12 protein-coding genes and 4 pseudogenes are annotated in these 12687 nt (G+C 59.1%); 7 read left to right on the top strand and 9 right to left on the bottom strand.

The genetic code is table 11. The features are described 5' to 3' along the window. Positions 1-231: 231 nt before the first annotated feature. From M1D34_RS27325 to M1D34_RS27300, 6 genes and pseudogenes are all read right to left on the bottom strand, one after another. On the bottom strand, positions 232-414 hold the full coding sequence (locus M1D34_RS27325) for a DUF3606 domain-containing protein (protein ID WP_027992259.1): 183 nt from the start codon (positions 412-414) through the stop codon (positions 232-234). A 428-nt stretch (positions 415-842) separates the two neighbouring features. Beyond that, positions 843-2243, bottom strand: a complete 1401-nt coding sequence (locus M1D34_RS27320; RefSeq protein ID WP_498785788.1) for a carbohydrate ABC transporter permease — start codon at positions 2241-2243, stop codon at positions 843-845. Next, entirely contained in the window at positions 2240-3328 is a 1089-nt protein-coding gene (locus tag M1D34_RS27315) for a carbohydrate ABC transporter permease (protein WP_498785786.1), read from the bottom strand. Before M1D34_RS27315 ends, M1D34_RS27320 begins: the two co-directional genes overlap by 4 nt. 57 nt (positions 3329-3385) lie before the next feature. Then, positions 3386-4606 (bottom strand): extracellular solute-binding protein, encoded by a 1221-nt coding sequence (locus M1D34_RS27310; RefSeq protein WP_498785784.1) that lies wholly within the window; start codon positions 4604-4606, stop codon positions 3386-3388. Between the two features lie 278 nt (positions 4607-4884). After that, positions 4885-5099: pseudogene (locus M1D34_RS27305) on the bottom strand (type II toxin-antitoxin system RelE/ParE family toxin); the annotation flags it as partial. Between the two features lie 192 nt (positions 5100-5291). Then, positions 5292-5714, bottom strand: a complete 423-nt coding sequence (locus M1D34_RS27300; RefSeq protein WP_498785782.1) for a VOC family protein — start codon at positions 5712-5714, stop codon at positions 5292-5294. Positions 5715-6423: 709 nt separating this feature from the next. Here M1D34_RS27300 and M1D34_RS27295 point away from each other — a divergent pair. Next, the gene (locus M1D34_RS27295; RefSeq protein WP_498785780.1) at positions 6424-6771 is read left to right on the top strand and encodes a VOC family protein; all 348 of its coding nucleotides are present in this window, start codon (positions 6424-6426) and stop codon (positions 6769-6771) included. 172 nt (positions 6772-6943) lie between these two features. On the opposite strand, the gene M1D34_RS27290 is transcribed toward M1D34_RS27295, so the two are convergent. Together M1D34_RS27290 and M1D34_RS27285 are read right to left on the bottom strand one after the other, a co-directional pair. After that, on the bottom strand, positions 6944-7846 hold the full coding sequence (locus M1D34_RS27290) for a sigma-70 family RNA polymerase sigma factor (protein ID WP_498785779.1): 903 nt from the start codon (positions 7844-7846) through the stop codon (positions 6944-6946). Beyond that, the gene (locus tag M1D34_RS27285; RefSeq protein WP_498785777.1) at positions 7843-8586 is read right to left on the bottom strand and encodes an SDR family NAD(P)-dependent oxidoreductase; all 744 of its coding nucleotides are present in this window, start codon (positions 8584-8586) and stop codon (positions 7843-7845) included. The genes M1D34_RS27290 and M1D34_RS27285 overlap by 4 nt, the downstream gene beginning before the upstream one ends. 103 nt (positions 8587-8689) lie before the next feature. Between M1D34_RS27285 and M1D34_RS27280 the strand changes: the two are divergent. From M1D34_RS27280 to M1D34_RS27255, 6 genes and pseudogenes are all read left to right on the top strand, one after another. Beyond that, positions 8690-8809: pseudogene (locus tag M1D34_RS27280) on the top strand (alpha/beta hydrolase); the annotation flags it as partial. Next, positions 8808-9234 (top strand): annotated as a pseudogene (locus M1D34_RS27275) (class I SAM-dependent methyltransferase); the annotation flags it as partial. The pseudogenes M1D34_RS27280 and M1D34_RS27275, both read left to right, overlap by 2 nt. A gap of 151 nt (positions 9235-9385) precedes the next feature. Beyond that, a complete protein-coding gene (locus tag M1D34_RS27270; protein WP_498785775.1) occupies positions 9386-9697 on the top strand; it encodes a hypothetical protein in 312 nt (103 codons plus the stop codon). A 2-nt stretch (positions 9698-9699) separates the two neighbouring features. Next, positions 9700-10323 (top strand): exopolysaccharide biosynthesis protein, encoded by a 624-nt coding sequence (locus M1D34_RS27265; RefSeq protein ID WP_498785774.1) that lies wholly within the window; start codon positions 9700-9702, stop codon positions 10321-10323. Between the two features lie 325 nt (positions 10324-10648). Further along, positions 10649-11875, top strand: coding sequence for a tetratricopeptide repeat protein (locus M1D34_RS27260; RefSeq protein WP_498785772.1), 1227 nt, complete (start codon positions 10649-10651; stop codon positions 11873-11875). 75 nt (positions 11876-11950) lie between these two features. Continuing rightward, entirely contained in the window at positions 11951-12265 is a 315-nt protein-coding gene (locus M1D34_RS27255; RefSeq protein ID WP_498785770.1) for a hypothetical protein, read from the top strand. Positions 12266-12346: 81 nt separating this feature from the next. On the opposite strand, the pseudogene M1D34_RS27250 reads toward M1D34_RS27255, so the two are convergent. Continuing rightward, positions 12347-12564 (bottom strand): annotated as a pseudogene (locus M1D34_RS27250) (hypothetical protein); the annotation flags it as partial. Positions 12565-12687: the final 123 nt, after the last annotated feature.

Below are 12687 nucleotides of genomic sequence, written 5' to 3'. Positions count from 1 at the left end.
CCCATGACGCGGAAACACTACCAAAGTCTAATTTAGCTACAAATAAACTAAGACATGTGCTGACTATTTTTTTATCCGCAGTTGGTGTTCGGACATAATACAACGGCAACCGCTCAGTCCCACAGTGCAGGAGAGCATCCGGATGGCTGCGAGAGGACGGGCCGTCCCGCTAAGAGAGATAGAAGCGGGCTTTCAGCCTAGGCTTCCTTTGTGGTCGCGACACACCCGCCTCTAGCCCTTCAGCCGGCTGGCCGCTTTGTCGGCAGCGTCGCGGTCGTTGCCGTGCTGTTTGATGATGCGGCGTGCATCTGCAGCAGCGATGCCGTGCTTCCGCGCGAAGTAGTCGACCTCGTATTTCTGGGTGCCTGATACCAGTCGGCGGTCAGCTGCCGTCTTAGTCTTGTCGTCTGCCATCCAAGGCCTCCTTCCATTGACTGACGAACAACGCAGACGGGAATCGCAGGTTCCGCGCCTCCTGCCATCACGACCACCAGGCTTCTACCCAAACACATCGGCACGCTCGAGCGCAGGCGCGATAAGGAGCTGGCGCTGTGACATTTGAAAGCGTGTAAACAGGAGAGTTTGAATGCAGGGGCCGCGATCGGCCTCGGCGGGGCAGTCTTCGCCGAACAGCAGCTCGGAATGCGGGTCGAGCGGTCGAGCTTTCGGCTGCCCTGGTTCTGCTTGCTTTCTTTTTCTCGGCACTGGTTGGCCTCGTTTCTAGGCTTATCTGGCGATCCGCGCATCGCAAAAGTCGCCGTTGGAAGCACTCCGTTATGAATAAAGCATGTACCAGCAATTCGCACTCCGGCACTCACAAAGGACGGCTGTGGGTTGTATCGCTATGTGGTGCCCTTGGCGAACTGAGTGGAGACAATGTGCCGCTGGAAGAGCACGAAAAGGATAACGACTGGCACGATCGAGATGAACGCACCTGCCAAAACGAGCCCCCAATCACCCTGCACACCCCCGAACGCACGACGTAGGCTGAGAAGCCCGACTTGGACCGTCAGCGCTTCGGGTGGGCTGGTGATGAGGACGAGGGGCCAAAAGAAGTCGTTCCAGGCGCCTTGAAACGCGAGAATCGCGTTAACCAACAAGGCCGGTTTGGCGTTTGGCAGAACGATCTTGTAGAACACTTGAAAACGGCTGGCGCCGTCGACAATTGCAGCTTCCTCTATCTCTCTTGGAAACCCCTCGAAAAACTGTTTCATCAAGAGGACGTTGGCTGAGGCGACGAAAACGACGATTACGCTCCAGGGTGTGTTCAGAAGCGACAGATCCCTGAAAATCAGATAGTTTGACACGAAGGTCACTTGCGCCGGGATCGTCATTGAGAAGAGTGCTGCAGCGAACAGTATGCGGCTACCCCTGAACTTGAGCCGCGCGAGCGCATACCCCGCAAGGCTAGCGACGACGAGCGTCAGGACCAGGCGCCCAGTGGCGATCGCAAGACTATTGCCCAGCCAGCTTCCAAGCAGGCTCTTCCCGGTCTGCAAGTCAGCCGTCTCGCTTATCACCCTCCGGTAGTTGTTGAAGATCAACCCGAGAGCGCCTGGTGTGATGTTGTCCCAGCTCAGCAAACGTCCGCGACGCTCGGTTCGGGATGGCGAAATCGGGCTGTCGATAAGCGTTTGAGAGGTCGGAGCGGTAAGATTGAGGGGCGTACGTTCTATCCAGGGGCCATTCTGGCGGTCGGTGCGGTAGGCGATCTCATAGACGAATGTCCGCGTCTGCCAACCCTGCCGAATTCCCCTCCCGTCACGAGCCTGCACCGTTGCCGAACTGGAGCTTCTCAATGCGATTGACGCATAATCCGCCGCATAATGCCGCATGAGCGCAGCGGCGATGCCCGAGCCCGGGCGGCGGCGAGGAATCTCGGCTCTGGGTTCAACAATCGTAGCATCGGCGGGTGCCGCGTACGTCACACTGAAGTCAACTTTGGCGCCAGGAGCAAGCCCTCCCCACAAAGCGTCACCCGCACCCTCCTGCCCCAAGCGAGCGGCGGCGATCCATGCGGCCGGATTGAGTTGATCGAAATAGATGCGGAACGGTCTCTCGAGTGGATCGACCTTCAAGCTCGCTATAAAGGCAAGAACGAATGTCCCCGCCATGATGGTCGCGACCGCAAGAAAGGCCAAATATACCCAGGCACTCGCCGCAAGCTGCCGCCGACGAAGCGCGCCAGCCGGCAAACGGCGGCGCGAGGGCGGGACTTTGGCAGCCGGCGTGCTCGCCATCATTCGCCCTTTTCCTTCACGCCGACCGTTTTTTGCACGTAGACGGCTGCGATTGTAAGAACGCCAAGGACGAGGGCCGCAGCACTTGCCATACCGATTCTCGAGGAGGCGCCTGCTGGAAAGGCGTTCTCATAAACGTAGTAGGCAAGCGTTACTCGACTTGCGAGGGGAGCCGCATCTCCTAGAATCGCAACCTGGTCGAACATTTGTAGGGTACCAATGACGCCCATCGTCACGACGGCAAAGGTTACCGGCCGGAGCGCCGGCACGGTTATGTGGCGAAATCGCTGGAAAGCGTTGGCTCCGTCGACCTCGGCCGCGTCGTATAAGCTGCTCGGGATCGACTGCAGGCCCGCCAGGAACAACAGCATCAGCGTCGGGACCGTCGTAAAAACGTTCATCAACGCCACCGACCAGAGCGTGACCGGCATGAAAAGGAAGCGGCGCTGCGTATTTAGCCAGGAAATAGCCAGATTGTTGTCGAAAACAGACAGTAATCCCGCGAGGGCACAGGAAACAGCAAGGGCCAGCGCGCCGACGGCGGCGACGAGCAGAAAGAATGGATCGAAGATCGAAACACCTTCGTAGCTGCGTCGCGCGTTGAGAACGAGCGCGCCCTGCAGAGCAGCCATGCCCACGAGGAAGAAAAGGATGTGCTGGCGGTAAGCAAGCACGACGCTGACGATTGCGGTCATGAAGCCATTCCTCTGAAAGAGCCACAGGAAGATAAGCGTCATGGCCGCACTGGACATGATAGATGGCAGGTAAAACACCGTTCGAATGAGTCCCCTCGCCCGGACGGCATGGTTCACGAGAACCGCCAGAGTAAGTGCGAGCGCGGTTTGGGCGGTTGTGACGACGAGCGAGAAGCCGATAGTGTTGCGCAAGGCGAGGAGGAAAAGTTCGTCGGAGACCAGTGCAGTGTAATTGGACATCCCGACAAAGCTTGAAGCCTCGAACAAGTCGAAATCAGTAAAGCTGTAGTAAGCTGTCCGAACAATCGCGTAGACGAAAAACAGCATCATCGAGATTGTAAAGGGCAATACGAAGAGCCAGCCGCTCCTCTCTTCTGACCTTGCTCGTGACATGCATGCTCCTCCCGCGGGCGGCTGCTTCGCGCGTTCCGTTGCTAGCCCGAGAGCAACTTACTTGGCGAGCATCCGATCAAAGGCGCTTTGTGCCGATGGCAAAGCTGTGTTCGCATCCTCCTCCCCGAGGATGACAGAATTGAGCGCAGCATTGATCGGCTGCATCCAACTCCCTCCGACGTCTCTGAAAAAATACGGCGTAACGTGATCGTCTGAGAGGCCTTCAAGGATCACTCGGCTTGCGATCTGTTCAGGCTGGCCGCCCCGCAGCCAGGGGTTGTCAGTCAAACTTATCCGGCTCGGGAGCGCCAGCCCCTGCTCCAAAACCCATTGCTGGGCCTCCTCGGTGGTTAGGAGCTCGGCGACTTTTGCAGCAGCCTTACTGACCTTCGAGGCCGCGTTGACGGTCCAACCGACGGAGAAGACGATATTGCCTCGTTTGCCGCTTTCAGGGTCTTTCGGCATCCGGACAGTGCCGAGATTCATGTTTGGAGCACTATCGCGCAGCGCGCTGAGTATCCAAGCACCCTCTATCGCTACGGCAGCCCGCTCGGACGCCAAGCAACCGCCGGTCCAGCTGTGCCCCGCGTCGGCGGCCATAACGGCGGCCCCGGACTTCACGAGGCCGGTATAGAAATCGAAAGCCCGACGAAAGCGCTCATCCAGTACGGTTTTTCCCCGAGTATCAAAGGGAGACCAGCCTGTCGACAATGCAAAGGCGCCGAACCGGGCATATTCCGGAACAACACAGAGACCGTCGACCTCCGGAAGCGACTTGTGCACGGCCACTAATTTGTCTTGCAGCGTCGTCCACGTGTCGTCGTCGCTCGGATAGCCGACCCCCGCGTCATCGAAGATGTCCTTGTTGAAATGTATGGCCAGCGTATTGAAGTCCTTGGGGATTGAGTAAAGCTTCCCATCGTAGGTGAAGGCCGTGAGGAGATTGGCTGCAAAACCAGAAACGTCGTTTGTTACCGGCGCGGCTTGACCGGCGCTGAATACTGACCGCGCCCAAAAGGTATCGACGTAAAAAAGATCCGGGGCGGTGCCCGCCGACAGGCTGTTGATGATGAATTGCGAATAGTCGCCATCAACAGGCTCGTACTTTACCCTGATTCCCTCTTTCGCCAGCTTTTCGGCAAGAACGTTCGTCAGTAACCCGTTGACAATGGCGACCTCGGACCCACCCCAGCCGGATATCCGCACAGTCTCCTCAGCAGACGCCGGCAAGCCAAGGAGCATGGTCGCTGCGACGAGAGCTCCAGGACGGAACAGCATATCGGTCCTCCCTCCGATCGAAAGGCCACGTAACAGAGCGGCGGTACGGGACATAAGGCGTCCCGCTTTTCAGGAGGTAGATAGCTTCGTATGTGGAAACGTCGAGCAGCGGCCACTTACTTGCCAAAATCGCCGAGCCTATCCGAGTAACTCGCTACGCGTCGGCAACGCCAAGATCGGGGCAAAAGCCACCCCGAAAGTTCCGCGACAAGCCGGTCGGCGCCATCGGCGTGCTCAGGACATTGCAGGGATCCACGAAGTAGGAAGTGGGGCCGCTTCTACTCGTCATCGAACTCGCTGGGCCACATCTGGGCGCCATGCAGGACAGGCAGAATCCGAATCCTATCCGCCAGCATGTAGGCTGCAACATAAGGCGTCAGGGGATGGCAAGCACTCGAGTTCCGGCAATCCGGCCAGGGCGGCCGCTTTCGGAAAAGTCAAGCAGACGACGTGCAGCGCTGACGATCTCCTTGTCGACGTGGACCACCGCCTGAACGACACTCACTTACGTGTTGTGCTACATCGATCGATGTTTTGGGCGCATTTGCGCAAGCATCGGCCGTGATTGCGGCAACAGAGATCGAGCAAGCCGGCGCTGTCGTGCTCAGTTATTCGGCCGCCGCTCATGTGCTACCGGTCAGCGCATCAGTCATCCAATCCGTCTCCGCCGGTCGAAGTCGTTCTCTTAGTCTCGCGGCAGATTCGCCGGGTTCCACACGACCTCCCACAAATGACCGTCCGGGTCGGTGAAATATCCCGCATAACCACCGTAGAAGGATTCCTGCGCGGGTTTCACAATGCGAGCCCCGGCACGACGCGCCTGTTCCATGACCTCGTCTACCTCGCTTCGGCTGGAGACGTTGTGGCCGACCGAGAAAGACGTCGCGCTGGTTGGGGTCATCGGCAGACCGCTGTCATGCGCCAGGTCCTCCTGCGCCCAGATCGCCAGTTTCATGCCGCTCGCGAGGTCGAAGAACGCGACGGCGCCATGCTCGAACTCGCGGCCGACGCTGCCTTGCGTGGGCAGTTTCAGACCGTCGCGGTAAAAGGCGAGCGACCGCTCGAGGTCGGCTACGCCAAGCGTCAGAACAGAGATGCGTGCCTTCACGGTTATTCCTCCAGTTGAGGCGAGAGACGAGATGCCGGTCTCGACTCGTTGTGTTCGCTTACAGTTCAAAGCGGATTTTTCTTAGGCCCTTGACCGCAGCAGTTCTGGCCCGAACCGCCCCTTGCAACCCTCGAAGGCCTCGGACGCTGGAAAGGCTCGACGAAGGGCCGTCGCCTTCGGCTTCAGGGATCACGAGGACCAGCATGAGGCAGGCAGGAAGCCAGCCCCTACCCGCCGAATTGACTGCGTTCGATATTCATCGCATCCGCGCACAGGGACCAGAAACTGCAGCGCGCATGGCCGTCCAAAGCCTCGGTCGCGCCGAGCTCGATGGCTATTTTCGTTCATCTCGACGCCGATGTGCTCGACAACGCTATGATGCCAGCCGAGGATTTTCGTGTGGCGAGGGCTCTTCCCCGCGGCGAATGGCCAGGGTCGCGAACGTCGCGCTCAAGAGCGATGCAGCGGTTGGTCTGGAAACAATCCAACGCGCGACAACAGCGCTGAAACGGGCCGCCTGCTAGTCGAGCTCTTGGGAAAGGCCTCGGCCCCGCTGACTTTTGCGTTTGTTAACGGAAAGAAGTGAGGGGCTTCAATCGCAAGCCACTCCTGTGATCGCAGTGGTCGAAGCGGCTATAAGTGCTCGCAGAAATATTCCGTATGGCCGACGGCGAGGCGCAGATAACGCCCATATAGCGGAGTGTACAGAATGATCAAAATCGGTTCGATCGTGATCCACTGCTACGAATTTGAACGCATGGTCGCGTTTTGGCAGGAAGCCTTGCATTATGTTCCGCGTGCGCCCGCCAGCAGTGACTGGATTGTGCTTTTCGATCCCGAGGGCCACGGTCCAAATATTTCCTTTCAGGCTCGCGATCGCAGGAGTTGGCGGAGAAGCTGGCTGCACATGGACCTTTATACCGATCGCCCGCAGGAGGAGGTTCGCCGTTTGCTGACGATTGGAGCGAAGCAATACCCGTGGCGCTACCCGCAGAACGCCGACTACGTGGTCTTGCAAGACCCGGACGGCAATCTTTTCTGCATTGTGCAGAAATGATAGATCCCATGAACTGGCTTGGTGATGTCAGGTTTTCAGGGCGAGGTGGTCTCGTTGGTACGTCAGGCGCTTGGCCAAATCACGGCCTTCCAATGAGCGACTGCACTGAGACGATGCAGATGAACAGTGATGGGAGTTGCGGGGAGAAGACGAGAGCTTAAGGTCCACGTCGTTATGCGGCCGGTGTCACGGCCGCATTCTCCATGACATAGGCCGCGTAACGATGGTCGCGGATCAGGGTTATCTTTTGGTCCCTCCATTCGAGCAGCATGAAGTAAGTAGGAGCGCCGGACGGCTCGGCCGAGACCAGCAATATTTCCCGGCCTTCCAACCGACCAGGTTCGATCCAGACCCGTGGGTATTCCGCATAGTAGGTAAAGAATCGACCAACTTCCGCGGGACCAGAGACCTCCGGCCGTCGCGCCTGACGAAGCCGGACATCCTCAGCGAGCAGTCGGCGCAGGGCGACCCAGTCCCTTGCATTGAACAACGCCGCGAAGTTCAGGACCTCGGCAGTTGGCGGCAGCGGAACTTCCGACCGCGATTCGGAGACGGACCGCAACCCTGCCCGACCCCGTGACAGATGGGCTTTGACAGCATCGACACTCAATTCCAGCAGTGCAGCGATATCGACGAGCGACTCCCCCAACACATCCTTGAGGATGACGGCACTACGCTGCGGCACCGGCAATCTGGCAAAGTGGGCCAAAGCGATCCGCACCGTGTCCTGCCGGATCAGCGCGTCCTCCGGATCCACCGCGCTGACATCTGCAAGATCAAAGGCCGTCTCCAGCGGCTCTGACCGGCGGGTACTGCGCTGGCGCAGCGTATCAATGGCTCGATTGTGAACAATTCGAAAGAGCCATGGTCGCAGCGGCGTGCCCGGCGAGATCGAGCCGACCATCGCGAACGCGCTGGCTAACGCGTCCTGTATCACATCTTCGCCATCGATCACCGAGCCGACCAATCGGGCAGCATAGCGGTGCAGTTCTGCGCGAACGGCATCCGCCTCTTTGGCCAGCGCCGCGTACAGCGAGTTCTTCGCTTCTGCTTGGAGAGCAGCTTCATCCGTCATTCGATGACCGTCACACCAGTATCGCCACGCACGGCGTAGATCATTGCATCGGCAAGCGCCGTCGTGCCAATCAGCTCGGCTATCGTATCGCCAAAGCCACGTGGTGTCATGTCGGGCCAGGTAGCGGCCTGTTCGGCGAAAGATCGGCCCGCTGCTGCAGCATAGCCGGCAATTCCGGCGTTGCCCACGCCGGTTCCGGCGAACATCTGGCGGGGAACAATGACCCGGAATCGCACACCCAAGTCGAGCTGGGTCGACAAGCCCTCAGCATATTTTGCGATAAACCACTGCGCCCGCTTTGCTCCTGCATAGCCTCCCGATAGCGGCGACCCCTGCACTGCGGCGCCGCTAGAGACTAGGACGACTAGCCCGCCCGACGCCATTGGCAGTGTGAGAGCGGCCTGGACCCAGTGCAATGTGGCTTTGACGTCCACATTCCAGTTGGTCGTGAATGCCTCCCAGTCAACTCGGTCAATGCGTTCCATGTGCGGCTCGGCACCAGCATTCATGATGACGATATCAGGTTGTATCTCTGACATGATCCGTATCGCGGCGTCGGCACTGGTTGCGTCCGCCGATACGGTGGTGACGGCCAGTTGCTCGCCCAGCCCCCACAAGGTCGTCGCGTCGCGAGCCACGACGGTGACATTGGCCGCGCGTGACACAAACGCCTCGGCCATGCCCAGTCCCAAGCCCCGACTTCCGCCGACGACGACTATTCGCTTTCCATCCAGATCCATGTTCTTTTCCTCATGACGATCAAACCGCGCGAAGGCGGTCGCGACAAGGACGTTCGAACGACATGAAAAGAGTCATCGACGTCGCACCAACAGCTGCCAAGACTCCACGGCATGGCAGGGGCCGCTGAACGAGATGAAGGTGCCACTTCTCGTTATTCACGGCACGGCCGGTCCGGTTTTCCCAATTGCCCACGGCGAGGCTCTCGCGCGGACGGCAGTGGATAGAATTGCGCTGGCGTGATCAGCATCTGCGCGCGGCCCGCCAGCGGCTGCACACGAGATCGCGTGCTCGATATCGGCAGCCGGGCAGGACAAACGACGCGTGACGGCCGCCCGTGTCGCAATGGATGGCCATGCTGTCGGCGTGGATACGACGCAGGAGATGCTTGAGATTGCGAGACGACGTGCCAACGAAGCCGGATTGCGGAATATTGTTTTCGAGCAAGGCAATGCCAGTATCACGCATTTCCCGCGGCCGGCTTCGACCTTTGCATCAGCCGGTTTGGCACTATGATCTTTGCCGATCCGGCGGCGGCGTTTGCCAATATCGCCCGCGCAATGCGTCCGGGTGGTCGCCTTGCATGAATGGTGTGCCAGACCGAGGATCGCAACGAGTGGGCCGGGTCCAGATGCGCTGCAGAAGCATTGTAAGTAGAGCCCAGGCGTCACCGACGCCTTGAACCTCACGAGATGAATCCCACATTAAGGCTCCCCTGGTCCGGGCCCCTCTGGCGAATTCTCGGCACATTCGCGATGTCGGACCATTTCCGACATGATTGCCGGACCAGAGAGAGGTTTCATGATCTCAGATATTGCAGCCTGGCTGTTTGCGCTTTTCGTCATCGATCCGCTTCAGGTAGAAATGCGTGAGCGGTTCGACCAGGCCGATGTTCCCATTGCGGCCCTTCAGCAATCGCGGCAGTGTATCGCATCACATGGGCCGCAGCTCCTGCTGCGCGCCGGCGAGGAACCAGGCTGGGCGGTCACCACTGCTATTGGTGTGGCGATCGGCTGGACGGCGCCTGTTCAACTCTTGGACGCGAACGATCCGAACTGCGCTCCCCTCGTTCGGATTTTCAAAACCGATAGCGGCCAGGATAGCGAAGCCTGATCATGGCGGTGGAGCACGGCAAAAAGCGCCTCACGCGCGGCGTGGCATCAACTGCCCTTGATCGACTTGCTGTAACAGCACGCGAACGCGGTGGCCTGACGATCGGCGAAGCGCTGGCCTCGACCGGAGAAGCGAGCTTTGGTTTCATTATGCTCATACTCGCGCTGCCAGCTCTCATACCGATCCCGGGTCCGTTCGGCATGGTATTTGGTTCGGCAATGGCAATCGTCGCCTTGCAGTTCGCTATCGGCGCGGGCTCGCTCTGGCTGCCATCCTTCTTGAGAAACCAGAGGCTTTCCGCTTCCATGTTTGCGGCTCTTCAGCGGCATGCCGATCCGATCGTCAGGCGGATAGAGCGCGTCATTCAACCAGGGCGGATGGCGGTGCTCACCGGGGGCGCATTGCCCTACGTTCTGGCGCTCCCGGTCTTTTCGCTGGCGGTCGCGATTGCGCTTCCCATTCCATTTGGCAATATCGGGCCCGTAGTCGCGGTCTGCGTGATAGCGGTCGGATTGATCGAGCGGGATGGATTGATGGTGCTGCTCGGGCTGTTGCTGACCCTGGTGGCCCTTTTGGTGACCGCCGCTCTTTTCACCGGTGCGGTGTCCTTCATGTCTATGCTTTGAACCACCACCGGTTATGGGGGCAACGACAGCAAAAGCCTGCATTTTGGGCACATGCATTAAAACGCGGACGGTAAGAATTCGGTTTTGAAGCGGTCGCCCGTTTCCGTCGTTTGGGAAGGCGATAAAACCGCACGTTGTTTTTCCGCTCGCATCCCGCGCTCCTGCCTGGTAGAATAATTTAAGAGGCGCACCTGTACCGGGCGCTTCGCTCTATACTGCGTAGACACATTGATGGCCTTGAGCCTTGGATTTTTTATTTTAGCTTTATCATATTGGATCAACATTTTTTGGTCGGTATCGCGAATACCGCCTCAGAGAGGCGAAGATGATGATCGATGTTATTGGCTATGCTAGAGAATTTGAGAAAATTCGGGAAAATTGGAACAGGGTATATCTCTCAGATCCAGAATCTCATCATTTACTGTCCTGGACCCAGCTGAACGAATACTTGTCATGCCGGGAACGGTGGTTCATCCTGGCCTGGCGGGAGCAGACTGACCATCGCTACGACGCTTTTCTGCCACTGGAGGTCACGACTCTCCAGGATAATGACACGGGGCTTTTCTCAGACCAGCTTCTGGTGATCGGCGAGAGTGGCTTCCTCTGCATGCCCGGCCTGGAGAACGAGGCGGCAGACGCCCTCGCCGGCTTCCTCATGAGCGAAAGTTGGACGAGCATTCGGTTCGAGCGTTGCGAGCCCTCTTCCGCCAGGCTCGAACGCTTGCTGCAGGCGTTTCCCGACGGGCCGCTCGCCCAAAGCACCGAGGATCGAGCGAGAGGCGAGGTGGACAAGGATCCGGTTCACAGCGTGCTTATCAGAACCCGGACGGGCCGAAACCTGCATGACAGGCTGAACCGCCGCAGCGTCGGCTTCGTGTTTGAGCGGGCGATAGCGCTGCATGCACAGGGCGAATTCAACGCGGCGGAAGCGGGATATCGTCAGGTGATCCGTACCATACCCGGCCATGTGCAAGCGCGCTACGCACTTGCACAGCTCTGCAGCGATAGGGGCGACCACGCCGCGGCGGAAATTCTCTATCGCGGGCTGTTATCGTTGCTTCCGGACGCCGACGAAATCCTTCATCGGCTTGGCGATACGCAGATGGAGCAGGGGTCCTATGGCGAGGCAAGCAAAACCTTCGAGAAGCTCGTTGGGCGACACCCCCATCGGGGCATCCTTCGCTATAAGCTTGCGGTCACGCTTCTGGCCGCCGGCCGCAAGGATGCCGCCATCGCAGCCTTTATCAGTTTCGACGAGGTCGCGTCCGACGATTCGGACCACATCGGCTGCAAGCGGAAAGCACGCGAGGTCCTGCGCCACCTGGAACCCGTCTGCGGCATGGAGAAGCAACCGGAGGTGCAACAGCAGCGGATTTTCTTCGAGCCGACCGGCCCGCTGTTCCGCTACTCGGACCCGGTCCACGTGCCTTCGGCGCGCTTCCAGACACTTGCGCCGTGGTTGCTGGAGCCTTCTCTTCCCAGCGGCGCCTGGGCGCACCTGCACGCCCGATCATGCGAGCACGACTGCAAGGGATCGCGCCTGAAGCATTGATGCGTGTTGCCCAAAAGTGTGCAGCAGTTTCTATGTTCAAGATTCTGGCCCCGAACCAACCTTATGACCAATCAAATGAACAAAACTCCGGAAAAGTACGTCGTGTTCATGACCGACGGCGAAAACACGAGCTACAACGGCAAGACCTCGCCCCGTGACCTGGAAAAGGCGGACTCCGTCACCAAGGCGGCTTGCACGACGGCCAAAAACAACGGCATCGCGGTCTTCACCGTGGCCTTCATGGCGCCGCAACGGGGCAAGGATCTTTTGAAGGCCTGCGCTACTTCGCTGGATCATTACAAGGAAGCCGACGACGCGGCGGCGCTCGTTTCGGAATTCGAGAAGATCGGCCAAAAAGCTGCCGCGATGATTGCGCGCCTGACGAAGTAAGCGCCAAGTTTCAGCCCGTCTCGAACGCCGCCCGTCCTCTCCGAGCGGCGTTTTCCTTTATTCGCCAATCCTGAAGCCGGCTTATTTGATTGCAGCGATCCACCTGCCGGAAGCTGATTTAGCGAAGCCGACGATTCGCTCGATAGGCCGCGCGTCAGGTCCCAGCTTGACTAAGGTCATGCAGGCGACGCCCGGCCCTGCCCCGGCCTTGTCACATTGGCCGAGCGCTCGGGAGACTTCCGGCAGATTATCCCGATCCCAAACGAGAGGGATCCCGCGTGCGCTTTGCGGTAACTGGCTTATCAGCCTCACGCCCGCGAGGTGCAGGTTCTTGAGGCTGGTTTGATCCCTCGTCTCCGTCGGCAACTCAGCCGGCTTGGTCCCCGACTGTGCCTGTGTCGCGGATTGCTCCACTGAACGGC

The organism is Ensifer sp. D2-11, from assembly GCF_054161295.1.
This window is presented reverse-complemented; position numbering and strand designations above follow the sequence as displayed.

What these genes read in the sequence shown, in the direction of transcription:
- M1D34_RS27325 (WP_027992259.1), bottom strand. Translation starts at nt 414, where the DNA reads ATGGCAGACGACAAGACTAAGACGGCAGCTGACCGCCGACTGGTATCA.
- M1D34_RS27320 (WP_498785788.1), bottom strand. Translation starts at nt 2,243, where the DNA reads ATGATGGCGAGCACGCCGGCTGCCAAAGTCCCGCCCTCGCGCCGCCGT.
- M1D34_RS27315 (WP_498785786.1), bottom strand. Translation starts at nt 3,328, where the DNA reads ATGTCACGAGCAAGGTCAGAAGAGAGGAGCGGCTGGCTCTTCGTATTG.
- M1D34_RS27310 (WP_498785784.1), bottom strand. Translation starts at nt 4,606, where the DNA reads ATGCTGTTCCGTCCTGGAGCTCTCGTCGCAGCGACCATGCTCCTTGGC.
- M1D34_RS27295 (WP_498785780.1), top strand. Translation starts at nt 6,424, where the DNA reads ATGATCAAAATCGGTTCGATCGTGATCCACTGCTACGAATTTGAACGC.
- M1D34_RS27290 (WP_498785779.1), bottom strand. Translation starts at nt 7,846, where the DNA reads ATGACGGATGAAGCTGCTCTCCAAGCAGAAGCGAAGAACTCGCTGTAC.
- M1D34_RS27285 (WP_498785777.1), bottom strand. Translation starts at nt 8,586, where the DNA reads ATGGATCTGGATGGAAAGCGAATAGTCGTCGTCGGCGGAAGTCGGGGC.
- M1D34_RS27270 (WP_498785775.1), top strand. Translation starts at nt 9,386, where the DNA reads ATGATCTCAGATATTGCAGCCTGGCTGTTTGCGCTTTTCGTCATCGAT.
- M1D34_RS27265 (WP_498785774.1), top strand. Translation starts at nt 9,700, where the DNA reads ATGGCGGTGGAGCACGGCAAAAAGCGCCTCACGCGCGGCGTGGCATCA.
- M1D34_RS27260 (WP_498785772.1), top strand. Translation starts at nt 10,649, where the DNA reads ATGATGATCGATGTTATTGGCTATGCTAGAGAATTTGAGAAAATTCGG.
- M1D34_RS27255 (WP_498785770.1), top strand. Translation starts at nt 11,951, where the DNA reads ATGAACAAAACTCCGGAAAAGTACGTCGTGTTCATGACCGACGGCGAA.